Below are 25,347 nucleotides of genomic sequence, written 5' to 3'. Positions count from 1 at the left end.
AATGTGGAAATGGTTACACCCTTACGCGGATCCTGAACGCGCATATAAGTTATCAGGAACATTATTTCCATGGTTTGCCACCTTAGCCTGCCTTTTCCTTACAGTTGGCACCGTATGGGGGTTATTGTTTGCCCCGACAGATTACCAGCAAGGAGATAGCTATCGTATTATCTTTATCCATGTACCAGCGGCATCAATGTCAATGGCGGCCTACATGGGTATGGCGACAGCGGCATTTATTGGTCTTGTCTGGCAGGTCAAATTAGCAGACTGGGCAGCTGCGTCTATTGCTCCTATAGGAGCTGTCATCACCTTTATAGCACTCTTTACTGGTGCCGCTTGGGGCAAACCTATGTGGGGCACTTGGTGGGTATGGGATGCGCGTCTGACCTCTGAATTAGTACTACTATTCCTCTACTTAGGTGTGATTTCCCTCTACGCTTCCTTTGAGGATAAAGTACTCGCTGCACGTGCAGCTGGGATCTTGGCAATCGTAGGGGTAATTAATATCCCCATTATTAAATATTCCGTTGAATGGTGGAGCTCATTGCATCAACCATCAACCATCAAAATTACCTCTAAATCGACCATGTCGAGCGACATGTTATACCCACTTTTAATCAATATTTTAGGTTTCGGGCTTATGATAGGCGCTATCACTATTGTGAGATTTAGAGCAGAAATCTTAGCAAGAAACGGCATGCGCCCTTGGGTACGTGAACTTGCTAAAGCTGAGGAGGTCAAATAATGCAATTCGATTCTATCAGTGATTTTTTCAACATGGGTGGCTATGCCTTTTATGTATGGCTTGCCTATGGTGTGACCTTCTTCTGTGTATCGACGCTGATCATCACTAGCGCACGCCAAAAGCGTAAAGTTTTGATTGAAATAGCGAAAAAGATGAACCGCGAAGAGCGCCTCAAAGAAACTAGGAGTAACAAATCGTGAACCCAAGACGCAAAAAGAGACTGACGTTAGCTATAGCACTAATCGGTGGCGTAGCCGCGATTGCTTCACTGCTGCTGTATGCGTTGAACTCCAACTTAAACTTATTCTATACACCGTCAGAAATCGTAAACGGTAAAACCGATACAGGCGTTAAACCCGAAGCGGGCCAACGTATTCGTGTAGGTGGCATGGTAACGGTAGGCTCTATGGTACGTGATCCAAACAGCCTACATGTGCAATTTGCAGTACACGATTCCTTAGGTGGCGAAATTCTAGTGACCTATGACGATCTATTACCGGATCTATTCCGCGAAGGACAAGGCATCGTCGCCCAAGGTGTATTAGGGGAAGATGGTAAGTTGGCCGCAACTGAAGTCTTAGCAAAACATGATGAAAACTATATGCCTCCAGAAGTTGCAGAAGCAATGGGGCAAAAACATGAGAAGCTAGATTACAGCCAGCAGAAAGCGACAGCACAATAACGTAAGCACATCGCCGAAAGAATATTTAAAGCCTCATTATGAGGCTTTTTTATTGCCAGCCGGATACTCGAGGTTAAACTATACTCAAAGCTATATTCCACTAGGTATCTCTCCATGAATTTAATTAAGTTATTAATTAAAAGATGGCGACAGATTTTTACCTTGATACTGGTATGTTTCATACCAATGGCATATGCGGCCAAGGTGGTTGTCATCGAGAGCTATCACCAAGGTTACACGTGGGATAAGCAGTATTATCAAGCCATACTCGATACGTTGACACCTCTCAATGAGGTAAATCACTTTGAAATGGATACAAAACGGCTACCTAAAAATCTTCATGCAAAACGGGCAGAACTGGCATGGCAATTTATTCAGCAACAAAAACCACAGTTAGTGATCCTAGCAGATGATAATGCCGTTAATTATCTACACCAACGGTTAAACTCAAGCCAAATTCCAGTGGTATACCTTGGCATTAATATGAACCCAAGAGAATATCACTTAAATGAATATAAGCGTTTTACGGGTGTGCTTGAAAGACCTCTACTCAGACGCTCTCTGCTATTACTGCAACGAATATTACCAATATCAAAGCACCGAAAAATCTTAGTTCTGTTCGATCAAAGTGATACGTCTAGACTTGCAGCGGAATATATCAGTAAGCAGCAACTGAGCATGTTGAGCGATGTGGAAGTTGAAATATTACAACTAAATCAACTTAGTGAATGGCAAAAGCAAGTCATTGCGGCTAAAGACAATGGCTTTAGTGCGATAGTCGTTGCACTTTATCATGCAGTGAGGGATGACAAAGATCAGTCGGTTGATGCTGAAAAATTATTAGGATGGGTTTCAGCTAACACACCAGTACCCAATTTTGGTTTTTGGGGATTTAGCGTATACAACAACGGCAATATCGGCGGCTATGTTCTCGATGGTTACCAGCACGGCAAGATCGCAGCCAAAATGGCCTCAAGGATCCTCGCAGGTGAGAAACCGGAAAACATATTCCCAGTAACAGATGACCTAGGACAATTTATGTTTAGCCGTAAAGGGTTAAGTAAATGGCACTTAACATTGCCTAAAGAAATCGAGAAACAAACGACTTGGGTCGAGTAAGTTAAAACGAGCTGAAATAAAAAGCCGGGCTTAGAGCCCGGCTTTTAAATTTGTAACCTTAATTACTCAGCAGCTTCAACATCAACAGCTTGAGCAGCTTCTGGACGACCTACTAGCTCGATGTAAGCCATTGGGGCTTTATCACCAGCACGTAAACCGCACTTAAGGATACGGGTGTAGCCACCAGGACGTTCCTGGTAACGTGGACCCAATTCAGTGAATAACTTACCTACGACTTCAGCGTCGCGAGTACGTGCAAACGCTAAACGACGGTTTGCAACGCTGTCACTCTTAGCAAGTGTTATCAGAGGCTCAACTACGCGACGCAGTTCTTTCGCTTTAGCTACGGTTGTCTTGATGATCTCATGACGAACCAGTGAGCTTGCCATGTTACGGAACATAGCTTGGCGGTGGCTGCTGTTGCGGTTAAGTTGACGACCACTCTTACGATGGCGCATGACCTAATCCTTATAACCTAAATCTGTACAAACCTGAGACTTATAGGTCGTCTGCTAAACTAGCTGGAGGCCAGTTTTCCAGACGCATACCTAACGACAGTCCGCGAGAAGCTAAAACGTCCTTAATTTCAGTAAGAGATTTCTTACCTAAGTTAGGGGTTTTCAGCAGCTCAACTTCAGTACGCTGTACCAGATCTCCGATGTAATGAATCGCTTCGGCTTTCAAACAGTTAGCCGAACGTACAGTTAGCTCTAAATCGTCGACAGGACGCAACAGAATCGGATCGAACTCCGGCTTCTCTTCCTTCATTTCTGGCTCAGTCACGTCACGCAGCTCAACAAACGCATCCAGCTGTTCAGCTAAGATGGTTGCAGAACGACGGATAGCTTCCTCAGGATCAATAGTACCATTAGTGGTCATATCGATAACGAGTTTATCCAAGTCAGTACGCTGTTCAACACGAGCTGCTTCTACATTGTAGGCAATACGTGCGACTGGCGAGAAAGAAGCATCAACCAGCAAGCGGCCGATTGGGCGATCATCGTCTTCTGTCTGTGCACGAGCAGATGCTGGCACATAACCACGACCACGCTCAACGCGAATACGCATGCTGATATCATTGTTACCTGTCAAATGACAGATAACATGATCAGGATTCACGATAGTGACATCACCATCATGCGTGATATCTGCTGCGATGACAGGGCCTGCGCCGGACTTGCTTAATGTAAGCATAGCCTCGTCTTTACCCTCGATAGTCACTGCTAATCCTTTCAGATTAAGCAAGATTTCAAGGATATCTTCTTGTACGCCTTCCTTACTGCTGTATTCGTGCAGTACGCCGTCAATCTCGACTTCGGTAACCGCGCAGCCGGGCATAGACGACAATAGGATGCGACGCAACGCGTTACCTAAAGTGTGGCCGAAACCACGCTCAAGCGGTTCCAAAGTAACCTTGGCACGTGTTGAGTTAACCTGCTCGATATCAACGAGACGCGGTTTAAGAAATTCTGTAACAGAACCCTGCATTGTGTCCTCTCTTGTTTGTTAGCCTTACTTAGAGTAAAGCTCGACGATCAGCTGTTCGTTAATTTCCGCAGACAAATCGCTACGTTCTGGAATACGCTTGAAAGCACCTTCCATTTTCGCGCTGTCGACTTCAACCCATGTAGGCTTCTCGCGTTGACCAGCCACTTCTAAAGCCGCTTTGATACGAGCTTGAGTGCGTGACTTTTCACGGATGCTTACAACATCATTCGCAGACACTTTGAATGACGGAATGTTAACAACACGACCGTTAACCATAACAGATTTATGGCTTACTAGCTGACGTGATTCTGCACGAGTCGCACCGAAACCCATACGATAAACAACGTTATCTAAACGAGTTTCTAAAAGTTGCAACAGGTTTTCACCGGTGTTGCCTTTCAGACGTGCAGCCTCTTTATAGTAGTTACGGAATTGCTTTTCTAACACACCGTAAATACGACGAACTTTTTGTTTTTCGCGTAACTGTAAACCGTACTCTGACAGACGTGGCTTACGAGCGCCATGCTGTCCTGGTGCAGATTCCAGTTTACACTTAGAATCGATTGCTCTCACACCGCTTTTTAAGAAAAGGTCAGTACCTTCTCGGCGGCTGAGCTTGAGCTTGGGACCCAAGTATCTTGCCATGATCTTTCTCCAACTATCCTAATGAAACGCGTTATACACGACGCTTTTTAGGAGGACGACAACCATTATGAGGGATCGGCGTCACATCGGTAATGTTGGTAATTTTGTAACCAACAGCGTTCAGCGCACGAATGGCTGATTCACGACCTGGACCTGGACCCTTCACAAACACTTCAAGGTTTTTTAAACCGTAGTCTTGAGCAGCAGCGCCTGCACGCTCAGCAGCTACCTGTGCAGCAAATGGCGTAGATTTACGTGAACCACGGAAACCTGAACCACCTGAAGTAGCCCATGACAACGCATTACCTTGACGATCTGTAATGGTGACAATTGTGTTGTTGAAAGAAGCATGGATATGAGCCATGCCATCTGCAACCTGTTTACGTACGCGCTTACGCGGAGAACGTGACGGAACTTTAGCCATTGTCTACCTTCCCGTTACTTCTTGATTGGTTTACGTGGACCTTTACGCGTACGCGCATTGGTCTTAGTACGTTGCCCACGAAGAGGCAGGCTACGACGATGGCGGAGACCACGATAACAACCAAGATCCATAAGACGCTTGATGTTCATAGAAATCTCACGACGTAAGTCACCTTCTACTAAGTATTTGGCAACTTCTTCGCGTAGGGTGTCGATTTGAGCTTCGCTCAATTCCTTGATCTTAGCAGTTTCAGCAATTGACGTAGCTGCGCAGATTGCTCTAGCGCGAGTACGGCCGATGCCGAAAATTGCAGTCAATGCGATGACTGTATGCTTTTGATCAGGAATGTTAATGCCAGCGATACGGGCCACTATGCACTCCTTAAGTTAAAGGCCAACTGCGAAAAGCCCGAAAGGATACTCGACAGTTGACAGATTTGCAAACAATATTTGTTCAGCCCAACAGTGGGCTGAACAATTTCACTTTTAGCCTTGACGCTGTTTGTGTTTTGGTTCAACACAGATAACGCGCACAACGCCACTACGCTTGACGATCTTGCAGTTACGGCAGATCTTCTTCACGGAAGCTCGAACTTTCATTTCATCACTCCGTAAAGCTTACTTAGCGACCAAAACGATCTAAATTCGCTTTGTTAACTAGGTTAGCTTTCTTCATCACAGACTCATACTGATGTGACATCATATGGGTCTGAACCTGAGCCATGAAGTCCATGATTACGACTACCATAATTAGTAGTGAAGTACCGCCAAAATAGAACTGTACTTTCCACGCAATTAGCATGAACTCCGGAATTAAACAGATAAAGGTAATGTATAACGCGCCAGCTAATGTTAGGCGAGTCATTACTTTATCAATGTAACGCGAAGTCTGTTCTCCAGGACGGATCCCAGGGATGAATGCACCACTCTTCTTCAGGTTGTCTGCTGTTTCACGTGGATTAAATACCAACGCTGTATAGAAGAAACAGAAGAAGATAATCGCTGCTGCATACAATAATGAGTAAAGCGGTTGTCCAGGTGACACGGCCAATGAAAAATCACTTAACCATGACATAGACTCATTTTGACCAAACCACTGAGCCAGTGTGCCTGGGAACAAAATAATGCTTGACGCAAAAATTGGAGGAATTACACCCGCCATGTTTATTTTCAGTGGCAAGTGAGTAGATTGCGCAGCGAATACCTTACGGCCTTGCTGACGCTTAGCATAGTTAACGACGATACGACGTTGACCACGCTCTACAAACACCACGAAATAAGTCACAGCAAAAATAATTACCGCGAGCAACAACAACACTAACACATTCAGGTCACCTTGACGCGCCTGCTCAGCCGTTTGGCCGATAGCGGAAGGTAATCCAGCAACAATACCTGCGAAAATTAAAATCGAGATACCGTTACCTATACCTCGTTCGGTAATTTGCTCACCTAGCCACATCAGGAACATAGTCCCTGTCACTAAGCTCACAACCGCTACAAAGTAGAAACCGAATCCAATATTGACCACTAGGCCTGGGACTAAGTTTGGTAACCCTGTTGCAATACCGATCGACTGGAATGTACCCAGCACCAACGTACCCCATCGTGTGTACTGACTGATTTTTTTACGTCCAGACTCGCCTTCTTTTTTCAATTCAGCGAGTGCAGGATGCACAACAGTCAATAACTGCATGATAATCGATGCCGAAATGTACGGCATAATACCTAATGCAAAGATAGAAGCACGGGAAAGAGCACCACCCGAGAACATGTTAAACATGCCTAGGATGGTCCCTTTTTGCTGAGCAAACAGCTCTGCTAATACAGCTGCGTCAATACCAGGAATTGGTACAAACGAACCGGCCCTAAAGACGATAATCGCACCAATCACGAACAGGAGGCGAGCCTTCAACTCTGAAAGTCCACCTTTCGCGCTTTTTAAATCAAGTCCTGGTTTTGCCATCGACGTATTATTCCTCGATCTTACCGCCAGCAGCTTCAATTGCTGCACGTGCACCTTTGGTTACCTTCAGACCTTTTACAGTCACTGGGCGCTCAATGGTACCTGAAAGAACGATTTTCGCAAACTGGATGTTGCGAGTAATAACGTTCGCATCTTTCAGAGCGTTTAAGTCGATAACATCACCGTTAACTTTAGCCAGTTCGAGTACACGAACTTCAGCTGTTACCATAGCGCGACGCGAGGTAAAACCAAATTTAGGTAAACGGATCTTAAGTGGCATTTGACCACCCTCGAAGCCTGGGCGTACACCGCCACCGCTACGAGATTTTTGGCCTTTGTGACCACGACCTGCAGTTTTACCTAAACCTGAGCCCATACCACGGCCTACACGCTTTGGTGCATGCTTAGCGCCTGCAGCTGGAGATAGAGTATTTAAACGCATCTATTAATCCTCCACCTTAACCATGTAGTAGACCTTGTTGATCATACCGCGAACTGAAGGAGTATCTTCTAATTCAACAGTGTGACCAATGCGACGCAGACCAAGACCTGTTAAGGTCGCACGGTGCTTTGGTAAACGACCGATAGCACTTTTAGTCTGAGTAACTTTTACAGTTTTAGTTGCCATGGTGCATTACCCCCGAATTTCGTCAACATTCAGGCCACGCTTAGCTGCGATTTGCGATGGTGACTTCATGTGCACCAGAGCATCTACAGTCGCGCGAACGATGTTGATCGGGTTAGTAGAACCGTATGCTTTAGACAGAACGTTATGAACGCCTGCAACTTCCAATACGGCACGCATTGCGCCACCGGCGATAATACCGGTACCCTGTGATGCTGGTTGCATGTATACACGTGAACCAGTATGACGACCTTTAACTGGGTGATGCAGAGTACCTGCATTCAACTCAACGGTCACCATGTTACGACGGGCTTTTTCCATAGCTTTTTGAATTGCTGCTGGAACTTCGCGCGCTTTACCATAGCCATAGCCGACCTTACCATTACCATCACCCACTACTGTCAGTGCTGTGAAGCTAAAGATACGACCGCCCTTAACTACTTTAGAAACACGATTAACTGCAATTAATTTCTCTTGCAGATCGTCTTTTTGCTGAGCTTCTAATTTAGCCATTTTTATAACCCCTTAGAACTGGAGGCCAGCTTCACGAGCAGCATCTGCTAGAGCAGCTACACGACCGTGATACTTGAAACCAGAACGATCGAACGCAACTGTTGTTACGCCTTTTTCGATCGCGCGCTCAGCAATAAATTTACCTACTGCCTTAGCCGCGTCTACGTTACCGGTACTCTTCAGTTGCTCTTTAACCGCTTTTTCCACGGTTGAAGCAGCTGCCACCACCTGAGCTTCAGGATTGATCACCTGAGCATAAATGTGACGCGGTGTACGATGTACAACCAGACGGTTCACGCCCAGCTCTTGGATCTTCTTACGAGCGCGAATAGCGCGACGTAAGCGAGATGTTTTCTTATCCATATCGCGTTACCTACTTCTTCTTAGCCTCTTTACGGCGTACTTCTTCGTCGTCATAGCGAACACCCTTGCCTTTGTATGGCTCTGGTGGACGATATCCGCGAATCTCAGCAGCGACTTGGCCAATTAACTGTTTATCAACGCCACGTAGGACGATGTCAGTTTGGCTAGGGCACTCTGCAGTAACGCCTGCGGGCAGTTTGTGTACTAACGGATGAGAGAAACCTAAAGTAAGGTCAATGTCAGCACCGACGAGTTTCGCACGGTAACCAACGCCAACTAACTTTAATTTACGCTCAAAACCTTGAGATACACCAACAACCATGTTGTTTACTAACGCACGTGTTGTACCAGCCTGTGCCCAAGCGCCAACTGCGCCCTCAACAGGAAGGAATTTAATCACGCCACCTTCAATAACAACATTGACCGCATTGTTGATCACTCGAGTCAGACTTCCTTTCGCGCCTTTGACGGTCAGGGTCTGTTCGTTTAAGGTCACCTCTACGCCAGCTGGAATAGATACTGGTGCTTTTGCTACACGAGACATTCCTAGCTCCTTATGCTACGTAGCAGATAACCTCGCCACCCATGCCTGCAAGGCGGGCGGCACGATCAGTCATCAGGCCTTTAGAAGTGGACACAATTGCGACACCCAGTCCGCCCATCACTTTAGGAAGTTCGTTTTTACCTTTGTAAATACGAAGACCTGGACGGCTTACACGCTGGATAGTCTCAACGACTGGTTGGCCTTGGAAGTACTTTAAGGTAATTTCCAATTCAGGCTTGGCTTCATCTGCTACGGCGTAATCCGCGATGTAACCTTCTTCTTTAAGCAGTTTCGCAATAGCGACTTTCAGCTTAGCAGAAGGCATCTTCACAGATACTTTGTTAGCAGCTTGGCCGTTACGAATACGGGTTAACATATCCGCAATAGGATCTTGCATGCTCATATTAGCTTACTCCGTGACAAGTGCTTACCAGCTAGCCTTACGCAGGCCAGGAACTTCACCACGCATGGTTGCTTCACGCAATTTGATACGGCTTAAACCGAACTTACGTAGGAAACCATGTGGGCGACCAGTTTGATTACAACGATTGCGTTGACGCGATGCGCTGGAATCACGTGGTAGAGCTTGCAGCTTTAATACTGCATCCCAACGATCTTCATCAGAAGAAGCTGGACTTGCAATAATCACTTTCAGAGCAGCACGCTTTTCAGCGAACTTAGCTACGAGCTGTGCACGCTTTGCTTCACGTGCTTTCATTGATGTTTTTGCCATTACGCTACCCTTATTTCTTGAATGGGAAGTTAAAAGCGTCTAACAAAGCACGACCTTCTTCATCAGTCTTCGCAGAGGTAGTGATAACAATATCCATACCGCGAATTTTATCGATTTTATCGTAATCGATCTCTGGGAAAATGATCTGCTCACGCACGCCCATCGCGTAGTTACCACGGCCATCGAACGCTTTAGCGCTCAGACCACGGAAGTCACGGATACGAGGGATTGCGATGTCAACTAAACGCTCTAAGAATTCCCACATACGCTCACCGCGCAGGGTCACTTTACAGCCAATAGGGTAGCCTTCACGGATTTTAAAACCAGCAACTGATTTACGAGCAACAGTTACTACTGGTTTTTGACCAGCAATTGCAGTCATGTCACGGACAGCATGTTCCATAACTTTTTTGTCTGCAACGGCTTCGCCAACACCCATGTTCAGGGTGATTTTCTCAATCCGAGGGACTTGCATGACACTGGTATAACCGAACTTTTGAGTCAGTTCAGCGACAACAGTCTCTTGATATTTATCATGCAGTTTCGCCATCGTTTACTCCAGTTACTTAACGAGTTCACTGTTCGATTTAAAGAAACGAACTTTTTTGCCGTCTTCAAATCGGAAACCAACACGATCCGCCTTGCCAGTGACAGGGTTAAAGATCGCAACATTTGATGCTTGAATCGGTGCTTCTTTCTCAACAATACCACCGGCTACACCCAGTTGTGGGTTTGGCTTTTGGTGTTTTTTGACAAGATTGATGCCTTCAACAATTAACTTACCAGTAGGTAATACTTGAGCAACTTTAGCACGCTTGCCCTTGTCTTTACCTGCTAATACGATTACTTCGTCTTGACGACGGATTTTAGCTGCCATTTTGAAGCTCCTTACAGTACTTCTGGTGCCAGCGAGACAATTTTCATAAATTGCTCATTACGCAATTCACGTGTCACTGGTCCAAAGATACGAGTACCAATCGGCTGCAGGTTGTTGTTCAAAAGAACAGCTGCATTCCGATCGAAGCGAATGACAGAACCGTCTGGACGACGTACGCCTTTCTTAGTACGGACTACCACCGCGTTATACACATCACCTTTCTTCGCTTTAGCGCGAGGAATTGCTTCTTTAACAGAAACTTTGATAATGTCGCCGATACCGGCATAACGACGATGAGAGCCACCCAAGACCTTAATACACTGAACTCTGCGTGCGCCGCTGTTACATGCGACGTCAAGAGTCGATTGCATTTGGATCATTTTAAGTGCTCCGCTATCGTTACTACACAATTCCCACTATGGGACTATAAACACCATTTTTGCTTTGAATTTAGTCAAAAATGGGGCGCAAATATAACACCATAAATATGGAATGTATAGTATTAAAAAACAAACGGCCCCAAATACTGGAGCCGTTTACCTAAATGCCTAATATTATTAGGCCTTTGATACTACTTCAACCAGGGTCCAAGACTTAGTCTTAGACAAAGGACGACATTCGCGAATCGCGACTACGTCACCTTCATTGCACTGATTAGCTTCGTCATGTGCATGGATCTTAGTCGTACGCTTAATGTATTTCCCATAGATTGGGTGTTTCACTTGGCGTTCGATAGCGACAGTAATGGTTTTATCCATTTTGTTGCTAGTGACACGACCTTGCAAAGTACGGATTTTATCAGACATTATGCACCCGCCTTAGAAGTAATAATGGTCTTAACGCGCGCAATATTACGGCGCACCAATTTCAGTTGATGAGTCTGAGTCAACTGACCAGTGGCGTGTTGCATACGCAGGTTGAACTGCTCACGCAGCAGACCAAGTAGTTCAGCGTTCAGTTCTTCAACGCTCTTTTCTCTTAGTTCGCTCGCTTTCATTACATCACCGTCTTAGTTACGAAGGTAGTCTTGATTGGAAGCTTGGCAGCAGCTAAAGCAAACGCTTCACGAGCGATCACTTCAGAAACACCATTCATCTCATAAAGAACCTTACCAGGTTGAATCTGACATACCCAGTATTCAACGTTACCTTTACCTTTACCCATACGCACTTCAAGAGGCTTAGAGGTAATAGGTTTGTCCGGGAAAACTCGAATCCAAATTTGTCCCTGACGCTTAATGTGACGTGTCATGGCACGACGTGCAGATTCGATCTGACGAGCAGTTAAACGACCACGGCCGACTGCTTTCAGACCAAAAGTACCAAAGCTAACTTCGGTACCGTTCGCTAGACCGCGGTTGCGGCCTTTGAACATCTTGCGAAACTTCATACGTTTAGGTTGCAGCATTGCCGGCTCTCCTATTTACCACGAGGCTTGCGCTTAGGTTGCTGCTGTTTCGGCTCTTCAATCTGTGGCAGCATTCCGTCCAGAACTTCACCTTTGAAGATCCAAACTTTAATACCAATCACACCATATTGAGTGTGACTTTCAGAGGTTGAATAGTCGATATCAGCACGCAGTGTGTGCAAAGGTACACGACCTTCGCGATACCACTCAGAGCGCGCAATCTCAGCACCGCCTAAACGGCCACTAACTTCAACTTTGATACCTTGAGCACCAATACGCATTGCGTTTTGTACCGCACGCTTCATCGCGCGACGGAACATAACACGACGCTCTAATTGCTGTGCAATTGAGTCAGCAACTAACTTGGCATCTAGCTCAGGTTTACGGATCTCAGCGATGTTAATTTGAGCAGGAGTGCCAGCCAGTTTTGAAACGGCAGCACGCAATACTTCAACGTCTTCACCTTTCTTACCAATCACAACCCCTGGACGGGCTGTGTGAATAGTAACGCGGATGCTTTTCGCTGGGCGTTCAATAACAATCTTAGATACTGACGCAGCTTGCAGTTTGTCTGCAAGATACTTACGCACTTCCCAGTCGCTGTTCAGGTTATTTGCATAATCTGACTTATCTGCGTACCAGGTAGAGATCCAAGGCTTGGTGATACCCAGACGGATACCATTAGGATGTACTTTCTGTCCCATTGCTCTCTCCTAGCGATCTGATACAACCACAGTGATGTGGCTGGTACGCTTCATGATACGATCAGCGCGGCCTTTAGCACGTGGCATGATACGCTTCATAGTTGGACCCTCGTCAACGAAGACGGCGCCTACTTTTAGCTCATCAATATCCGCGCCTTCGTTGTGTTCGGCGTTTGCGATAGCTGAGTCAAGTACTTTTTTAACCAGTACGGCGGCTTTCTTTGGGCTGAAAGTCAAAATTTCGAGGGCCTTAGCAACAGGCAAACCGCGAATTTGATCAGCAACGAGACGAGCCTTCTGCGCAGACGTACGGGCAAAACGATGTTTAGCTAAAACTTCCATCTTATACCTCCCGTATTAACGCTTCTTCGCTTTCTTATCAGCAGCATGGCCGCGATAAGTGCGAGTTGGTGAGAATTCACCAAGTTTGTGGCCGATCATTTCGTCAGTTACGAACACAGGAACGTGCTGACGACCATTATGGACAGCGATGGTCAAACCAATCATATTTGGAATGATCATAGAGCGACGTGACCAAGTCTTAATAGGCTTCTTGTCACCTGCTTCCATCGCTTTCTCTACCTTCTTCAGCAAGTGCAGGTCAATGAAGGGACCTTTCTTGAGAGAACGTGGCATGGCGAATCCTCTTACTATTTATTACGACGACGTACGATGTACTTGTCAGTGCGCTTGTTACTACGAGTCTTATAACCCTTAGTTGGCACACCCCATGGAGTCACTGGGTGACGACCACCAGAAGTACGGCCTTCACCACCACCGTGTGGATGGTCTACCGGGTTCATTGCAACACCGCGAACTGTTGGGCGAACGCCTCTCCAGCGCTTAGCACCTGCTTTACCTAACTGGCGTAGCATGTGTTCGGCATTACCAACTTCACCAAATGTTGCGCGGCAATCAACTGGCACTTTGCGCATTTCGCCAGAGCGAAGACGTAAAGTGGCATATGCGCCATCACGAGCAACAACTTGTACATAAGCACCCGCTGAACGCGCGATCTGAGCACCTTTACCAGGCTTCATTTCTACAGCGTGCACAACAGAACCTACTGGAATATTGCGCAGTGGCATTGCGTTACCGGTTTTGATTTCGGCTTCAACACCAGACTGGATCTTGTCGCCAGCTTGCATGCCTTTAGCAGCAAGGATGTAACGACGCTCACCATCCGCATACAGTACTAGAGCGATGTGCGCAGTACGGTTTGGATCGTATTCCAGACGCTCAATTTTTGCAGGGATACCATCTTTATCGCGTTTGAAGTCGATTAAACGGTAGTGCTGCTTGTGACCGCCACCAACGTGACGAACAGTGATACGGCCAGTGTTGTTACGGCCACCACTTTTAGATTTTTTCGCCAACAGGCCAGCAAAAGGTTTACCCTTGTGCAGGTCAGAGTTCACCACTTTAACAACGTGGCGACGACCTGGAGAGGTTGGCTTACACTTAATAACTGCCATGATAATTCTCCTTTGCTTACTCAGCGCCGCCGACGAAATCGATGTCAGCACCAGCAGCTAAAGTCACGTAGGCTTTTTTCCAATCGCTACGACGGCCAGTACGGCCACCAGTACGTTTAGTTTTGCCTTTGCTCACTAAAGTGCGAACTGATTCGACTTCAACTTCAAATAGCTTAGCAACAGCAGCTTTAATTTCAGCTTTAGTTGCATCGATAGCTACGCGGAAAACAACAGTGTTGTGCTTCTCAGCATTCACAGTGCTCTTTTCAGAGATGTGAGGTGCCAGAATTACTTTTAGCAAACGTTCTTCGCGGATCATCATGCTAGCATCTCCTCGATTTGCTTAACTGCATCAGCAGTCACAAGCACTGTGTTGAACGCGATCAGACTTACTGGGTCTAGACCTGCAACGTCACGAACGTCAACCTTGTACAGGTTGCGAGCTGCTAAGAATAAATTCTCGTCAACTTCTGAAGTCACAATTAACACGTCTTCTAAGTTCATTGCTTTCAGTTTAGCTTTCAGCTCTTTAGTTTTAGGAGCTTCAACGCTGAATGATTCAACAACAACCAGACGGTCTTGACGTACCAGTTCAGACAGAATGCTTTTCAGCGCGCCGCGGTACATCTTCTTGTTAACTTTTTGGCTGTGATCTTGAGTTTTAGCAGCGAAAGTTACGCCACCGCCACGCCAGATTGGGCCCTTAACACCACCCGCACGAGCGCGGCCAGTGCCTTTTTGGCGCCATGGCTTTTTGCCAGAGCCAGTTACTTCCGCACGAGTCTTTTGAGCACGAGTGCCCTGACGCGCGTTTGCAGCGTATGCTACAACTACCTGATGAACCAGTGCCTCGTTAAAGTCACGGCCGAAGGTAGTTTCGGAAACTTCAAGAGCGCTTTGCGCGTCTTTCAATACCAATTCCATTACTATCTCCTCAGACCTTAAGCTTTAACTGCAGGCTTGATGATCAGGTCGCCATTAGTTGCGCCCGGAACAGCACCTTTAACCAGTAGCAGGTTACGTTCAACATCTACACGTACAACGTCTAGATTTTGAGTAGTAACACGCTCGGCACCCATATGGCCTGACATTTTCTTGCCTTTAAATACGCGACCAGGCGTTTGGTTCTGACCGATAGAACCGTTCGAACGGTGCGACAAAGAGTTACCGTGCGTCATATCTTGAGTACGGAAGTTCCAACGCTTAACGCCGCCTTGGAAGCCTTTACCTTTTGATTGACCAGTAACGTCAACTTTCGCTACATCAGCGAAGATACCTACGTTTAGCTCAGCACCAACTTCAATGCCTTCGCCTTCACCGTCTGCCAGACGCAGTTCCCACAGTCCACGACCGGCTTCTACGCCGCTCTTAGCAAAGTGACCTGCTTCTGGTTCAGTGATGCGATTGGCTTTTTTGGTACCAGTAGTAACTTGAAGTGCGCGGTAGCCGTCAGTTTCTAAAGTTTTCACTTGAGTAACACGGTTGCCAGCAACTTCAATTACTGTAACAGGTATAGAAACACCATCTTCAGTGAAGATGCGAGTCATACCAACTTTACGACCAATAAGACCGATAGCCATCTCTCAAACCTCTTCTAAGGATCTCAATTAACCCAAGCTAATCTGTACGTCGACACCAGCCGCAAGATCTAAACGCATTAGAGCGTCTACAGTCTTTTCAGTTGGCTCTACGATGTCAACCAGGCGCTTGTGAGTACGTAATTCGTACTGGTCACGAGCATCTTTATTAACGTGCGGAGAGATCAAAACGGTATAACGCTCTTTGCGCGTAGGTAGTGGAATAGGACCACGTACTTGGGCGCCAGTACGCTTAGCAGTTTCAACGATTTCCGCTGTAGACTGATCAATTAAGCGATGATCAAACCCTTTTAAGCGGATACGGATTCTTTGGTTCTGCATTGACCAGAGCTCCTAAAATGGACACATAAAAAATCACCCTCTAGCTTCTTCCTTACTGGAAAAGCAGAGCGAGATGATTTAACCGTTCGACTCCCAATCGGAGCCGCTATGATAATGATAAGTTCAAATACTTGTCATTTAATTCGTTAACCTAGGTTAACGAGGGGGCCATTATACTCATCTGAAATCAGATTTCAAGCCCGCTGTGTAAATAGTCATCAAAAACTATTCAACGTCAGAGTGGCGAGCATTTTACACAAATTTCAGAATAACACCAGCCCAAAATAAAAAAGGAAGCCTAAGCTTCCTTTTTTCTAATCACAATTGCTATTAAGCAATGATCTTAGCTACAACACCAGCACCTACTGTACGGCCACCTTCACGAATTGCGAAGCGTAAACCTTCGTCCATCGCGATTGGGCAAATCAGCGTAACAACCATCTTAATGTTGTCACCAGGCATTACCATCTCTACGCCTTCTGGCAGTTCAATAGTACCGGTTACGTCAGTTGTACGGAAGTAGAACTGTGGACGGTAGCCTTTGAAGAATGGAGTGTGACGACCACCTTCTTCTTTTGACAGAACGTAAACTTCTGATTCAAAAGTAGTGTGTGGGTTGATTGAACCTGGCTTAGATAATACTTGACCACGTTCTACGTCATCACGCTTAGTACCACGTAATAAAATACCACAGTTCTCACCTGCACGACCTTCGTCAAGCAGCTTACGGAACATTTCTACGCCAGTACAAGTTGTTTTAGAAGTCGTGCGGATACCAACGATTTCTACTTCGTCGCCCACTTTAACGATACCACGCTCTACACGGCCTGTTACTACTGTACCACGACCAGAAATAGAGAATACGTCTTCGATTGGCATCAGGAATGGCTTATCGATATCACGCTCTGGCTCTGGAATGTAAGAGTCTAAAGCTGCTGCCAGCTCAAGGATCTTCGCTTCCCACTCTGGCTCGCCTTCTAGCGCTTTCAGAGCTGAACCTTGGATTACTGGTAAGTCATCACCTGGGAAGTCGTATTCTGATAACAGTTCACGCACTTCCATTTCCACTAATTCTAACAGCTCAGCATCGTCAACCATGTCACATTTGTTCATGAATACGATGATGAATGGTACGCCAACCTGACGAGACAGCAGGATGTGCTCGCGAGTTTGTGGCATTGGACCGTCTGTAGAAGCAACTACCAGGATCGCGCCGTCCATCTGTGCAGCACCAGTGATCATGTTTTTAACATAGTCAGCGTGGCCTGGGCAGTCTACGTGTGCGTAGTGGCGAGTTGGGGTATCATACTCGATGTGAGAGGTATTGATGGTAATACCGCGCTCACGCTCTTCTGGAGCGTTATCGATTTGAGAGAAGTCTTTAGCTTCACCACCGTAGGTCTTAGCCAGTACGTGAGAGATAGCTGCAGTCAGAGTGGTTTTACCATGGTCAACGTGACCGATGGTGCCCACGTTTACGTGAGGCTTACTACGTTCAAATTTAGCTTTTGCCACGATATATTCCTTTCTTTTCAGAATAGTCCTGCATTGACAGGACCATATTACATTTATGTCGTAACTGGAAATTAGCTACGAGATTCAATAATCGCTTTCGCAATGTTTTGCGGTGCATCAGTGTACTTCAAGAACTCCATGGAGTAAGAAGCACGACCCTGAGTTGCAGAACGCAAATCAGTTGCATAACCAAACATTTCAGAAAGAGGCACTACTGCATGGACTATTTTGATGCCACCAAAGCCATCATCCATACCTTCAATCAAACCACGGCGACGGTTTAAATCACCAACAACATCACCCATATAGTTTTCTGGAGTAGTTACTTCTACTTTCATGCAAGGTTCGAGCAACACAGGTTTCGCCTCAAGCGCACCCTTTTTGAAGCCCATAGAACCCGCAATTTTGAACGCCATTTCATTCGAGTCCACATCATGATATGAACCATCGAATAGAGTGACCTTCACGTCCAATACAGGGAAGCCAGCGAGAACGCCATTCTTCATCTGCTCTTGGATACCTTTATCAACCGCAGGGATGAATTCACGTGGAACTACACCGCCAACGATTGCGTTGATAAATTCGTAACCAGCGCCTTCTTCATTAGGCTCTAGTTTTAACCAAACATGACCGAATTGTCCACGGCCACCTGATTGGCGTACAAATTTACCTTCAGCCTCAACTGATCCACGAATGGTTTCACGGTAGGCCACTTGTGGCTTACCTACGTTACACTCAACACCAAATTCGCGACGCATACGATCAACGATAATGTCTAAGTGTAACTCACCCATTCCAGAAATCAGTGTTTGTGATGATTCTTCGTCAGTCTCAACCCGGAATGAAGGATCCTCTGCTGCAAGTTTTTGCAGTGCGATACCCATTTTGTCCTGGTCGGCTTTTGACTTAGGTTCAACGGCAATGGTAATTACAGGTTCTGGGAACTCCATGCGTTCCAAGATTACTTTGTGGTCATTATCACAAAGTGTATCACCCGTGGTTACGTCTTTTAGACCAATAGCCGCGGCAATATCACCTGCACGGACTTCTTTCAGTTCTGTGCGGTCGTTAGCGTGCATCTGCACGATACGGCCAATACGTTCACGTTTCTGTTTAACAGAGTTGTAAACGCCAGAACCTGATTCAAGTACGCCTGAGTACACACGAATAAAGGTTAAAGTACCCACGAACGGGTCTGTAGCAATCTTAAATGCCAACGCCGCAAAGGGGGCGTTGTCATCTGATGGGCGCTCAACTTCTTGCTCATTGTCATCGATGCCCTTAATCGGTGGCACATCGACTGGTGCTGGCAAGAATTCTACTACCGCATCAAGAACCGCTTGAACGCCTTTGTTCTTAAATGCAGAACCACAGGTCGCTAAAACGATTTCATTATTTATAGTACGTTGACGCAGTGCTTTTTTGATCTCTTCTTCTGACAGGGTACCTTCTTCAAGATACTTGTCCATCAGTTCATCAGAGGCTTCAGCGGCTGCTTCAACCAGATACTCATGCATTTCAGCCGCTTTAGCTGCTAAATGTGCAGGGATCTCTTCATAAGAGAACGTCATCCCCTGGTCCGCTTCGTTCCAGTTAATGGCTTTCATCTTGATTAAGTCGATCACGCCAGTGAAGTTTTCTTCTGCGCCGATATTTAATTGGATCGGTACACAAGTTGCTCCAAGGCGAGTTCTGATTTGCTTCACTACACGTTCAAAGTCCGCGCCTGCACGGTCCATCTTGTTGACAAATACGATGCGTGGAACGCGGTATTTGTCAGCTTGACGCCATACGGTTTCTGATTGAGGTTCAACACCTGAAGCACCACAGAAAACCACAACAGCGCCGTCAAGAACGCGCAAAGAACGTTCAACTTCAATAGTAAAGTCAACGTGACCAGGGGTATCGATGATATTGATGCGGTGTTCAGTGAATTGAGCATCCATACCACGCCAGAAAGTAGTGACAGCAGCCGAGGTGATAGTAATACCACGCTCTTGCTCTTGCACCATCCAGTCAGTGGTCGCGGCGCCGTCATGCACCTCACCGATTTTATGAGACAAACCGGTATAGAACAGAACACGTTCTGTTGTGGTGGTTTTACCTGCGTCCACATGAGCACAAATACCGATATTACGATAACGCTCAATTGGGGTTGTACGAGCCACGATTATACCCTCTCCACCAAAACCTAAGTCTTGGCAATATCAACAACAATGGTGTGGGCCTAAGCCCACACCATCAGATTACCAACGGTAATGAGCAAAGGCCTTGTTAGCTTCAGCCATGCGGTGCACGTCTTCACGCTTCTTAACAGCAGTACCTTTGTTTTCAGACGCATCTAGCATTTCACCTGCTAGACGTAAAGCCATAGATTTTTCACCACGCTTACGTGCAGCTTCAACTAACCAGCGCATCGCCAGTGCGTTACGACGCACAGGACGAACTTCACATGGTACCTGGTATGTAGAACCACCCACGCGACGAGATTTAACTTCGACTGATGGGCGAACGTTGTCCAGGGCTGCTTCAAGGATGTCTAAATGGTTAGCGCCTTTCTTTTCAGCGATAACATCAAGAGCCTTGTAAATGATTTTTTCAGCAGTCGACTTTTTGCCGTCCTGCATAATGACGTTGATGAACTTAGCCAGCAACTCACTGTGAAACTTTGGATCTGGTAGGATTTTACGTTGTCCTACAACGCGACGTCTTGGCATAACAATTCTCCGTATGCTTCAGGGATTTCCAAAACTGGAATTCTCAAAATAAACTAGCTTGGCCTTACTTAACGGATACGTTAAGACTTAGGACGCTTAGCACCGTACTTAGAACGGCTTTGGCGACGTGAAGTCACGCCTGCACAGTCTAATGCGCCACGAACAGTGTGGTAGCGAACACCAGGTAAGTCTTTAACACGACCACCACGGATCAAAATCACGCTGTGTTCCTGCAGGTTGTGGCCTTCACCGCCGATGTACGAAGTAACTTCGAAACCGTTAGTTAGACGCACACGAGCTACTTTACGTAGTGCAGAGTTAGGTTTTTTAGGGGTAGTTGTGTACACACGTGTACAAACACCACGCTTTTGTGGGCACGCATTCAACGCAGGCACATTAGTCTTGTCGACTTTTGGCGCGCGTGGCTTACGTACCAACTGGTTTACAGTTGCCATGTATAGCTCCGAGTCAGTTGAATCAAACTCAACGATAAGGTGTGAAAAATCTATATCCCACAATTGTGGGACGCGGAATTTTAGAAAGGTAAAGCCTAACTGTCAAGAAATAGCCAACTTTTGCGGCATATTCCAATAAAAAAGGCGCCAACGGCGCCTTTTTGTTACAAACTGATTACTTAATCTTGGCTGCCAGCCAAGTTTAAGAGGTCTGCAAGGTTTTGTTCTGCTTCACTTGCAGTGATCTTATTCACTACAACTGGCTCGTCTTTCTTAGCACGGGCATCGTTACGGGTCTTGTGATAAGCGTAACCAGTACCGGCTGGGATCAGACGGCCAACGATTACGTTTTCTTTCAGACCACGTAAGTTATCAGACTTACCACCTACGGCAGCTTCTGTCAGTACGCGAGTTGTTTCTTGGAACGATGCTGCAGAGATAAACGATTCTGTTGCCAGAGACGCTTTGGTAATACCCAGCAGTTCACGTTCGAAGGTCGCAGGCACTTTGCCTTGTTCGATCAGGTCGCGGTTAGCGATCTTCACGCGAGACACTTCTACTTGTTCGCCTTCTAAGAACTCACTATCACCTGCAGAGGTGATCACGCACTTACGCAGCATTTGACGGATGATCACTTCGATATGTTTATCGTTGATCTTCACGCCTTGTAGACGATATACGTCTTGTACTTCGTTCACAATGTAGCTTGCTACGTTGTGAATGCCACGTAGACGCAGAATATCGTGCGCCGCTTCTGGACCGTCAGCAATAACTTCACCACGTTCGACTTTTTCACCTTCGAACACGTTTAAGTTACGCCATTTCGGGATCATCTCTTCGTACTGTTCACCGCCATCCGCAGGTGTAATCACCAGACGACGCTTGCCTTTAGTCTCTTTACCAAACGAGATGGTACCAGAGATTTCTGCCAGAATTGCAGGCTCTTTTGGCTTACGGGCTTCGAACAGGTCGGCAACGCGTGGTAGACCACCCGTGATGTCGCGTGTTTTAGACGATTCTTGTGGAATACGTGCTAACGCGTCACCCACGGCGATTTGCGCATTATCGTCAAGGTTAACGATCGCACTGCCTGGTAAGAAGTATTGTGCTGGTACTTCTGTACCAGGGATCATCAGGTCGCTACCATCGGCACCAACCAGACGGATCATTGGGCGCATTTCTTTACCCGCTGAACCACGTTGACCCACGTCGAGGATCACGATTGAAGACAGACCTGTCAGTTCGTCTGTTTGACGAGTCATGGTCACGCCGTCGATCATGTCAACGAACTTAATACTACCCGCCACTTCAGTGATGATTGGGTGAGTATGTGGATCCCAGTTAGCGATGATATCGCCCGCTTCTACTGATGCTTCTTCTAACTTCTCAAGCACAGTACCGTAAGGCACTTTATAACGCTCTTTCTCACGACCTAATTCGTCGATAATCGCCAGTTCAGAAGAACGAGAAACGATAACCAGCTTGCCGTCAGTGTTAGTCACGTACTTAGCGTTGTGCAGTTTCAACGAACCAGAGTTCTTCACTTGAACGTTGTTTTCTGCAGACGCTCTCGATGCCGCACCACCGATGTGGAACGTACGCATCGTTAACTGTGTACCTGGTTCACCGATTGATTGTGCCGCGACAACACCGATGGCTTCGCCGTGGTTAATCAGGTGACCACGGGCTAAGTCACGGCCATAACATGCCGCACACACACCGAAGTCGGTATCACAGGTAATTACTGAACGTACAATCACTTCATCGATTGAGTGTTCTTCTAACTTGTCACACCATGCTTCGTCGAGCAGAGTGTTACGTGGCGCAAGCACATCTTCAGTACCTGGGTACAGAACATCAACCGCAACCACACGACCCAGTACGCGTTCACGTAATGGCTCAACAACGTCACCACCTTCGATCAGCGGCTTCATTGTCAGACCTTCGTGAGTACCACAATCGTCTTCGATGACCACTAAGTCTTGAGCAACGTCAACCAGACGACGAGTCAGGTAACCCGAGTTAGCTGTCTTCAATGCGGTATCGGCTAGACCTTTACGCGCACCGTGGGTTGAGATGAAGTACTGAAGAACGTTCAGACCTTCACGGAAGTTCGCCACGATTGGGGTTTCGATGATCGAACCGTCTGGTTTCGCCATCAGACCACGCATACCCGCTAACTGACGGATCTGTGCGGCACTACCACGAGCGCCCGAGTCGGCCATCATGTAAATGCTGTTGAACGAAGCTTGTTTCTCTTCAACGCCATCACGGTTAATCACTGTCTCAGTTGACAGGTTTTCCATCATCGCTTTAGAAACTTTTTCGTTCGCACTTGCCCAGATGTCGATTACTTTGTTGTAACGCTCACCCGCGGTAACCAGACCTGATTGGAACTGCTCTTGAATTTCGAGCACTTCTGCTTCAGCGTCAGCAACTAAGGTGTACTTCTCAGCTGGGATCACCATGTCGTCGATACCGACAGATGCACCAGAGATAGTGGCGTAACGGAAACCTGTGTACATCAGTTGGTCAGCGAAGATAACAGTATCTTTAAGACCTAATTGACGGTAACAAGTGTTCAATAGTTTAGAAATCTGCTTTTTGCCCATGTTCTGGTTAACCAGATCAAATGACAAACCTGCTGGCAGAATTTGTGACAGCAGAGCACGACCCACAGTTGTATCAACGATACGACGTTGCTCAGTACGCTCACCATTGTCACCGATAACGGTTTCAGTGATACGCACTTTCACGCGGGCATGCAGTTCAGCAGCGCCAGTTGCGTAAGCTTTTTCAACTTCAGCAACAGACATAAAGTACATACCTTCACCACGGCCGTTGATACGCTCACGGCTGGTGTAGTACAGACCTAATACCACGTCTTGAGACGGAGTGATTACAGGCTCGCCGTTCGCAGGTGACAGGATGTTGTTGGTAGACATCATCAGGGCACGAGCTTCAAGCTGCGCTTCCAGTGTTAACGGTACGTGTACCGCCATTTGGTCACCGTCGAAGTCGGCGTTGTATGCCGCACAAACGAGTGGGTGTAACTGGATTGCTTTACCTTCAATCAGTACAGGTTCGAACGCTTGGATACCCAGTCTGTGCAGTGTTGGTGCACGGTTAAGCATCACTGGATGTTCGCGGATCACTTCATCCAGAACGTCCCAAACTTCCGCCACTTCACGCTCTACCATCTTCTTGGCCGCTTTAATGGTTGTCGCTAAGCCACGACCTTCCAGCTTGCCATAGATGAATGGCTTGAACAGTTCCAGTGCCATCTTCTTAGGAAGACCACATTGGTGCAGACGTAAAGTAGGACCTACGGTAATTACCGAACGACCAGAGTAGTCAACACGCTTACCTAACAAGTTCTGACGGAAACGACCTTGTTTACCTTTGATCATATCGGCCAAAGATTTCAGAGGACGTTTGTTAGAACCGGTAATAGCACGACCACGACGACCGTTATCTAATAGCGCATCAACAGACTCTTGTAACATACGCTTTTCGTTGCGTACGATGATGTCCGGCGCAGCTAAATCTAACAGACGCTTCAAACGGTTGTTACGGTTGATCACGCGGCGGTACAGATCGTTCAGATCTGAAGTCGCAAAGCGGCCGCCATCGAGCGGTACCAGCGGACGTAAGTCGGGTGGTAACACAGGCAGTACTTTTAAGATCATCCACTCTGGCTTATTACCAGAAGTGTGGAACGCTTCCATCAACTTAAGACGTTTAGTCACTTTCTTGCGACGAGTCTCAGAGTTGATTGATGGCAGCTCTTCACGCATTTGTTCGATTTCTTTTTCGAGATCGATTGCGCGCAGCAGTTCTAATACCGCTTCAGCACCCATCTTAGCTTCGAATTCGTCACCGTATTCTTCTAATGCGTCCAGATAGTTTTCTTCTGTCAGCATTTGGCCACGTTCAAGGCTGGTCATGCCAGGCTCGATCACGACGAAAGATTCAAAATACAGTACGCGCTCGATATCACGCAGCGTCATGTCCAGCATTAAACCGATACGGGACGGCAGTGATTTCAAGAACCAAATGTGGGCAACTGGGCTAGCCAGTTCAATGTGACCCATACGCTCACGACGTACTTTAGTCTGGGTAACTTCTACACCACACTTTTCACAGATCACACCACGGTGCTTCAAACGCTTGTACTTACCGCACAAACATTCGTAATCTTTGACAGGGCCAAAGATACGCGCACAGAACAGACCTTCACGCTCAGGCTTGAAGGTACGGTAGTTAATGGTTTCTGGCTTCTTAACTTCACCAAAAGACCAAGAACGGATCAGATCAGGCGATGCCAGACCAATTTTGATGCCGTTAAATTCTTCAGTCTTGCTTTGCTGTTTCAGAAACTTTAATAAGTCTTTCACGTTTCTCTCCTGAAGGAGTTAAACCGGGTGCTCCG

General features: G+C 46.7%; 37 protein-coding genes. 4 read left to right on the top strand and 33 right to left on the bottom strand.

Features of this window, described 5'->3' with window-relative positions; all coding sequences use genetic code 11:
* Position 1 precedes the first annotated feature (1 nt).
* The 4 genes from FJD32_RS01290 (at position 2) to FJD32_RS01275 (ending at position 2,549) form a co-directional block, all read left to right on the top strand.
* Positions 2–748: a heme ABC transporter permease gene (locus tag FJD32_RS01290; RefSeq protein WP_037422774.1), complete on the top strand. Its 747-nt coding sequence runs from the start codon at positions 2–4 to the stop codon at positions 746–748.
* Complete coding sequence (gene ccmD / locus FJD32_RS01285) at positions 748–948, top strand: heme exporter protein CcmD (RefSeq protein ID WP_037422771.1); 201 nt, start codon at positions 748–750, stop codon at positions 946–948. The genes FJD32_RS01290 and ccmD overlap by 1 nt, the downstream gene beginning before the upstream one ends.
* On the top strand, positions 945–1,430 hold the full coding sequence (ccmE, locus tag FJD32_RS01280) for a cytochrome c maturation protein CcmE (RefSeq protein WP_037422767.1): 486 nt from the start codon (positions 945–947) through the stop codon (positions 1,428–1,430). Before ccmD ends, ccmE begins: the two co-directional genes overlap by 4 nt.
* Positions 1,431–1,616: 186 nt before the next feature.
* The gene (locus FJD32_RS01275; protein ID WP_226770049.1) at positions 1,617–2,549 is read left to right on the top strand and encodes an ABC transporter substrate-binding protein; all 933 of its coding nucleotides are present in this window, start codon (positions 1,617–1,619) and stop codon (positions 2,547–2,549) included.
* A gap of 62 nt (positions 2,550–2,611) precedes the next feature.
* Here FJD32_RS01275 and rplQ read toward each other — a convergent pair whose 3' ends face one another.
* The 33 genes from rplQ to rpoC form a co-directional block, all read right to left on the bottom strand.
* On the bottom strand, positions 2,612–3,007 hold the full coding sequence (gene rplQ / locus FJD32_RS01270) for a 50S ribosomal protein L17 (protein WP_007644470.1): 396 nt from the start codon (positions 3,005–3,007) through the stop codon (positions 2,612–2,614).
* Between the two features lie 40 nt (positions 3,008–3,047).
* Positions 3,048–4,037, bottom strand: coding sequence for a DNA-directed RNA polymerase subunit alpha (gene rpoA / locus FJD32_RS01265; RefSeq protein ID WP_011070632.1), 990 nt, complete (start codon positions 4,035–4,037; stop codon positions 3,048–3,050).
* Between the two features lie 24 nt (positions 4,038–4,061).
* Complete coding sequence (rpsD, locus tag FJD32_RS01260) at positions 4,062–4,682, bottom strand: 30S ribosomal protein S4 (RefSeq protein WP_037421477.1); 621 nt, start codon at positions 4,680–4,682, stop codon at positions 4,062–4,064.
* A 31-nt stretch (positions 4,683–4,713) separates the two neighbouring features.
* Positions 4,714–5,106 (bottom strand): 30S ribosomal protein S11, encoded by a 393-nt coding sequence (rpsK, locus tag FJD32_RS01255; RefSeq protein ID WP_006083577.1) that lies wholly within the window; start codon positions 5,104–5,106, stop codon positions 4,714–4,716.
* A gap of 14 nt (positions 5,107–5,120) precedes the next feature.
* A complete protein-coding gene (gene rpsM, locus FJD32_RS01250; RefSeq protein ID WP_011070630.1) occupies positions 5,121–5,477 on the bottom strand; it encodes a 30S ribosomal protein S13 in 357 nt (118 codons plus the stop codon).
* Positions 5,478–5,591: 114 nt separating this feature from the next.
* Positions 5,592–5,705 carry a 50S ribosomal protein L36 gene (rpmJ, locus tag FJD32_RS01245; RefSeq protein ID WP_006083579.1) on the bottom strand — a complete coding sequence of 38 codons (114 nt, stop codon included), beginning with the start codon at positions 5,703–5,705 and terminating at the stop codon, positions 5,592–5,594.
* A gap of 22 nt (positions 5,706–5,727) precedes the next feature.
* Positions 5,728–7,068 (bottom strand): preprotein translocase subunit SecY, encoded by a 1,341-nt coding sequence (gene secY / locus FJD32_RS01240; RefSeq protein ID WP_011621032.1) that lies wholly within the window; start codon positions 7,066–7,068, stop codon positions 5,728–5,730.
* Positions 7,069–7,075: 7 nt separating this feature from the next.
* Entirely contained in the window at positions 7,076–7,510 is a 435-nt protein-coding gene (rplO, locus tag FJD32_RS01235; protein WP_011070628.1) for a 50S ribosomal protein L15, read from the bottom strand.
* A 3-nt stretch (positions 7,511–7,513) separates the two neighbouring features.
* On the bottom strand, positions 7,514–7,696 hold the full coding sequence (gene rpmD / locus FJD32_RS01230; RefSeq protein ID WP_007644440.1) for a 50S ribosomal protein L30: 183 nt from the start codon (positions 7,694–7,696) through the stop codon (positions 7,514–7,516).
* 6 nt (positions 7,697–7,702) lie between these two features.
* Complete coding sequence (gene rpsE, locus FJD32_RS01225) at positions 7,703–8,206, bottom strand: 30S ribosomal protein S5 (protein WP_007644438.1); 504 nt, start codon at positions 8,204–8,206, stop codon at positions 7,703–7,705.
* Positions 8,207–8,218: 12 nt separating this feature from the next.
* Entirely contained in the window at positions 8,219–8,569 is a 351-nt protein-coding gene (rplR, locus tag FJD32_RS01220) for a 50S ribosomal protein L18 (protein WP_011715467.1), read from the bottom strand.
* Between the two features lie 10 nt (positions 8,570–8,579).
* A complete protein-coding gene (gene rplF, locus FJD32_RS01215; protein WP_037421473.1) occupies positions 8,580–9,113 on the bottom strand; it encodes a 50S ribosomal protein L6 in 534 nt (177 codons plus the stop codon).
* A gap of 10 nt (positions 9,114–9,123) precedes the next feature.
* Positions 9,124–9,516: a 30S ribosomal protein S8 gene (gene rpsH / locus FJD32_RS01210; protein ID WP_007644434.1), complete on the bottom strand. Its 393-nt coding sequence runs from the start codon at positions 9,514–9,516 to the stop codon at positions 9,124–9,126.
* A 24-nt stretch (positions 9,517–9,540) separates the two neighbouring features.
* Entirely contained in the window at positions 9,541–9,846 is a 306-nt protein-coding gene (gene rpsN / locus FJD32_RS01205) for a 30S ribosomal protein S14 (RefSeq protein ID WP_011070625.1), read from the bottom strand.
* 10 nt (positions 9,847–9,856) lie between these two features.
* Positions 9,857–10,396 (bottom strand): 50S ribosomal protein L5, encoded by a 540-nt coding sequence (rplE, locus tag FJD32_RS01200; RefSeq protein ID WP_011070624.1) that lies wholly within the window; start codon positions 10,394–10,396, stop codon positions 9,857–9,859.
* 12 nt (positions 10,397–10,408) lie between these two features.
* Positions 10,409–10,723, bottom strand: a complete 315-nt coding sequence (rplX, locus tag FJD32_RS01195; RefSeq protein WP_011070623.1) for a 50S ribosomal protein L24 — start codon at positions 10,721–10,723, stop codon at positions 10,409–10,411.
* An 11-nt stretch (positions 10,724–10,734) separates the two neighbouring features.
* Complete coding sequence (gene rplN, locus FJD32_RS01190; RefSeq protein ID WP_006083590.1) at positions 10,735–11,103, bottom strand: 50S ribosomal protein L14; 369 nt, start codon at positions 11,101–11,103, stop codon at positions 10,735–10,737.
* 177 nt (positions 11,104–11,280) lie between these two features.
* Positions 11,281–11,529, bottom strand: a complete 249-nt coding sequence (gene rpsQ, locus FJD32_RS01185) for a 30S ribosomal protein S17 (RefSeq protein ID WP_011070622.1) — start codon at positions 11,527–11,529, stop codon at positions 11,281–11,283.
* A complete protein-coding gene (gene rpmC, locus FJD32_RS01180; RefSeq protein WP_007644429.1) occupies positions 11,529–11,720 on the bottom strand; it encodes a 50S ribosomal protein L29 in 192 nt (63 codons plus the stop codon). The genes rpsQ and rpmC overlap by 1 nt, the downstream gene beginning before the upstream one ends.
* Entirely contained in the window at positions 11,720–12,130 is a 411-nt protein-coding gene (rplP, locus tag FJD32_RS01175; RefSeq protein ID WP_006083593.1) for a 50S ribosomal protein L16, read from the bottom strand. Before rplP ends, rpmC begins: the two co-directional genes overlap by 1 nt.
* A gap of 11 nt (positions 12,131–12,141) precedes the next feature.
* Positions 12,142–12,834, bottom strand: a complete 693-nt coding sequence (gene rpsC / locus FJD32_RS01170; RefSeq protein ID WP_011070621.1) for a 30S ribosomal protein S3 — start codon at positions 12,832–12,834, stop codon at positions 12,142–12,144.
* Positions 12,835–12,843: 9 nt separating this feature from the next.
* On the bottom strand, positions 12,844–13,176 hold the full coding sequence (gene rplV, locus FJD32_RS01165) for a 50S ribosomal protein L22 (RefSeq protein WP_006083595.1): 333 nt from the start codon (positions 13,174–13,176) through the stop codon (positions 12,844–12,846).
* Positions 13,177–13,191: 15 nt separating this feature from the next.
* On the bottom strand, positions 13,192–13,470 hold the full coding sequence (gene rpsS, locus FJD32_RS01160) for a 30S ribosomal protein S19 (RefSeq protein ID WP_006083596.1): 279 nt from the start codon (positions 13,468–13,470) through the stop codon (positions 13,192–13,194).
* Positions 13,471–13,484: 14 nt separating this feature from the next.
* A complete protein-coding gene (gene rplB / locus FJD32_RS01155) occupies positions 13,485–14,309 on the bottom strand; it encodes a 50S ribosomal protein L2 (protein WP_011621028.1) in 825 nt (274 codons plus the stop codon).
* Positions 14,310–14,325: 16 nt separating this feature from the next.
* Positions 14,326–14,628, bottom strand: coding sequence for a 50S ribosomal protein L23 (gene rplW, locus FJD32_RS01150; RefSeq protein WP_037421480.1), 303 nt, complete (start codon positions 14,626–14,628; stop codon positions 14,326–14,328).
* Complete coding sequence (gene rplD / locus FJD32_RS01145; protein WP_011070618.1) at positions 14,628–15,233, bottom strand: 50S ribosomal protein L4; 606 nt, start codon at positions 15,231–15,233, stop codon at positions 14,628–14,630. Before rplD ends, rplW begins: the two co-directional genes overlap by 1 nt.
* A gap of 17 nt (positions 15,234–15,250) precedes the next feature.
* Positions 15,251–15,889 (bottom strand): 50S ribosomal protein L3, encoded by a 639-nt coding sequence (rplC, locus tag FJD32_RS01140; protein WP_140907708.1) that lies wholly within the window; start codon positions 15,887–15,889, stop codon positions 15,251–15,253.
* 27 nt (positions 15,890–15,916) lie between these two features.
* Positions 15,917–16,228 carry a 30S ribosomal protein S10 gene (gene rpsJ, locus FJD32_RS01135; RefSeq protein ID WP_011070616.1) on the bottom strand — a complete coding sequence of 104 codons (312 nt, stop codon included), beginning with the start codon at positions 16,226–16,228 and terminating at the stop codon, positions 15,917–15,919.
* 330 nt (positions 16,229–16,558) lie between these two features.
* Complete coding sequence (gene tuf / locus FJD32_RS01130) at positions 16,559–17,743, bottom strand: elongation factor Tu (RefSeq protein ID WP_069453807.1); 1,185 nt, start codon at positions 17,741–17,743, stop codon at positions 16,559–16,561.
* A 71-nt stretch (positions 17,744–17,814) separates the two neighbouring features.
* Positions 17,815–19,911, bottom strand: a complete 2,097-nt coding sequence (gene fusA, locus FJD32_RS01125; RefSeq protein ID WP_037418387.1) for an elongation factor G — start codon at positions 19,909–19,911, stop codon at positions 17,815–17,817.
* A 78-nt stretch (positions 19,912–19,989) separates the two neighbouring features.
* Positions 19,990–20,460, bottom strand: a complete 471-nt coding sequence (gene rpsG, locus FJD32_RS01120) for a 30S ribosomal protein S7 (protein WP_011070613.1) — start codon at positions 20,458–20,460, stop codon at positions 19,990–19,992.
* Positions 20,461–20,540: 80 nt separating this feature from the next.
* Entirely contained in the window at positions 20,541–20,915 is a 375-nt protein-coding gene (rpsL, locus tag FJD32_RS01115) for a 30S ribosomal protein S12 (protein WP_011070612.1), read from the bottom strand.
* 179 nt (positions 20,916–21,094) lie between these two features.
* Positions 21,095–25,312: a DNA-directed RNA polymerase subunit beta' gene (gene rpoC / locus FJD32_RS01110; RefSeq protein ID WP_140906724.1), complete on the bottom strand. Its 4,218-nt coding sequence runs from the start codon at positions 25,310–25,312 to the stop codon at positions 21,095–21,097.
* Positions 25,313–25,347 lie beyond the last annotated feature (35 nt).

It is taken from the genome of Shewanella sp. LC6, from assembly GCF_006385735.2.
In the GTDB taxonomy this organism is placed as follows: domain Bacteria; phylum Pseudomonadota; class Gammaproteobacteria; order Enterobacterales; family Shewanellaceae; genus Shewanella; species Shewanella xiamenensis.
This window is presented reverse-complemented; position numbering and strand designations above follow the sequence as displayed.

Excerpts from the sequence above, each read along its gene's own strand:
- rplB (WP_011621028.1), bottom strand. The coding sequence starts at position 14,309 with ATGGCAGTTATTAAGTGTAAGCCAACCTCTCCAGGTCGTCGCCACGTT.
- rplV (WP_006083595.1), bottom strand. The coding sequence starts at position 13,176 with ATGGAAGTTTTAGCTAAACATCGTTTTGCCCGTACGTCTGCGCAGAAG.
- rpsJ (WP_011070616.1), bottom strand. The coding sequence starts at position 16,228 with ATGCAGAACCAAAGAATCCGTATCCGCTTAAAAGGGTTTGATCATCGC.
- rpoA (WP_011070632.1), bottom strand. The coding sequence starts at position 4,037 with ATGCAGGGTTCTGTTACAGAATTTCTTAAACCGCGTCTCGTTGATATC.
- FJD32_RS01275 (WP_226770049.1), top strand. The coding sequence starts at position 1,617 with ATGGCATATGCGGCCAAGGTGGTTGTCATCGAGAGCTATCACCAAGGT.
- rplN (WP_006083590.1), bottom strand. The coding sequence starts at position 11,103 with ATGATCCAAATGCAATCGACTCTTGACGTCGCATGTAACAGCGGCGCA.
- rpsG (WP_011070613.1), bottom strand. The coding sequence starts at position 20,460 with ATGCCAAGACGTCGCGTTGTAGGACAACGTAAAATCCTACCAGATCCA.
- rpsD (WP_037421477.1), bottom strand. The coding sequence starts at position 4,682 with ATGGCAAGATACTTGGGTCCCAAGCTCAAGCTCAGCCGCCGAGAAGGT.
- rpsC (WP_011070621.1), bottom strand. The coding sequence starts at position 12,834 with ATGGGACAGAAAGTACATCCTAATGGTATCCGTCTGGGTATCACCAAG.
- rpmD (WP_007644440.1), bottom strand. The coding sequence starts at position 7,696 with ATGGCAACTAAAACTGTAAAAGTTACTCAGACTAAAAGTGCTATCGGT.
- rplX (WP_011070623.1), bottom strand. The coding sequence starts at position 10,723 with ATGGCAGCTAAAATCCGTCGTCAAGACGAAGTAATCGTATTAGCAGGT.
- rplF (WP_037421473.1), bottom strand. The coding sequence starts at position 9,113 with ATGTCTCGTGTAGCAAAAGCACCAGTATCTATTCCAGCTGGCGTAGAG.
- FJD32_RS01290 (WP_037422774.1), top strand. The coding sequence starts at position 2 with ATGTGGAAATGGTTACACCCTTACGCGGATCCTGAACGCGCATATAAG.
- rplW (WP_037421480.1), bottom strand. The coding sequence starts at position 14,628 with ATGATCCGCGAAGAACGTTTGCTAAAAGTAATTCTGGCACCTCACATC.
- rplP (WP_006083593.1), bottom strand. The coding sequence starts at position 12,130 with ATGCTGCAACCTAAACGTATGAAGTTTCGCAAGATGTTCAAAGGCCGC.
- rplC (WP_140907708.1), bottom strand. The coding sequence starts at position 15,889 with ATGGCTATCGGTCTTATTGGTCGTAAAGTTGGTATGACTCGCATCTTC.
- rpmJ (WP_006083579.1), bottom strand. The coding sequence starts at position 5,705 with ATGAAAGTTCGAGCTTCCGTGAAGAAGATCTGCCGTAACTGCAAGATC.
- rpsQ (WP_011070622.1), bottom strand. The coding sequence starts at position 11,529 with ATGTCTGATAAAATCCGTACTTTGCAAGGTCGTGTCACTAGCAACAAA.
- ccmD (WP_037422771.1), top strand. The coding sequence starts at position 748 with ATGCAATTCGATTCTATCAGTGATTTTTTCAACATGGGTGGCTATGCC.
- rpsE (WP_007644438.1), bottom strand. The coding sequence starts at position 8,206 with ATGGCTAAATTAGAAGCTCAGCAAAAAGACGATCTGCAAGAGAAATTA.
- rplO (WP_011070628.1), bottom strand. The coding sequence starts at position 7,510 with ATGCGTTTAAATACTCTATCTCCAGCTGCAGGCGCTAAGCATGCACCA.
- rplQ (WP_007644470.1), bottom strand. The coding sequence starts at position 3,007 with ATGCGCCATCGTAAGAGTGGTCGTCAACTTAACCGCAACAGCAGCCAC.
- rplE (WP_011070624.1), bottom strand. The coding sequence starts at position 10,396 with ATGGCGAAACTGCATGATAAATATCAAGAGACTGTTGTCGCTGAACTG.
- rpmC (WP_007644429.1), bottom strand. The coding sequence starts at position 11,720 with ATGAAAGCGAGCGAACTAAGAGAAAAGAGCGTTGAAGAACTGAACGCT.
- rplD (WP_011070618.1), bottom strand. The coding sequence starts at position 15,233 with ATGGAATTGGTATTGAAAGACGCGCAAAGCGCTCTTGAAGTTTCCGAA.
- rpsL (WP_011070612.1), bottom strand. The coding sequence starts at position 20,915 with ATGGCAACTGTAAACCAGTTGGTACGTAAGCCACGCGCGCCAAAAGTC.
- secY (WP_011621032.1), bottom strand. The coding sequence starts at position 7,068 with ATGGCAAAACCAGGACTTGATTTAAAAAGCGCGAAAGGTGGACTTTCA.
- rpsK (WP_006083577.1), bottom strand. The coding sequence starts at position 5,106 with ATGGCTAAAGTTCCGTCACGTTCTCCGCGTAAGCGCGTACGTAAACAG.
- rpsS (WP_006083596.1), bottom strand. The coding sequence starts at position 13,470 with ATGCCACGTTCTCTCAAGAAAGGTCCCTTCATTGACCTGCACTTGCTG.
- rpsN (WP_011070625.1), bottom strand. The coding sequence starts at position 9,846 with ATGGCAAAAACATCAATGAAAGCACGTGAAGCAAAGCGTGCACAGCTC.
- rpsH (WP_007644434.1), bottom strand. The coding sequence starts at position 9,516 with ATGAGCATGCAAGATCCTATTGCGGATATGTTAACCCGTATTCGTAAC.
- rplR (WP_011715467.1), bottom strand. The coding sequence starts at position 8,569 with ATGGATAAGAAAACATCTCGCTTACGTCGCGCTATTCGCGCTCGTAAG.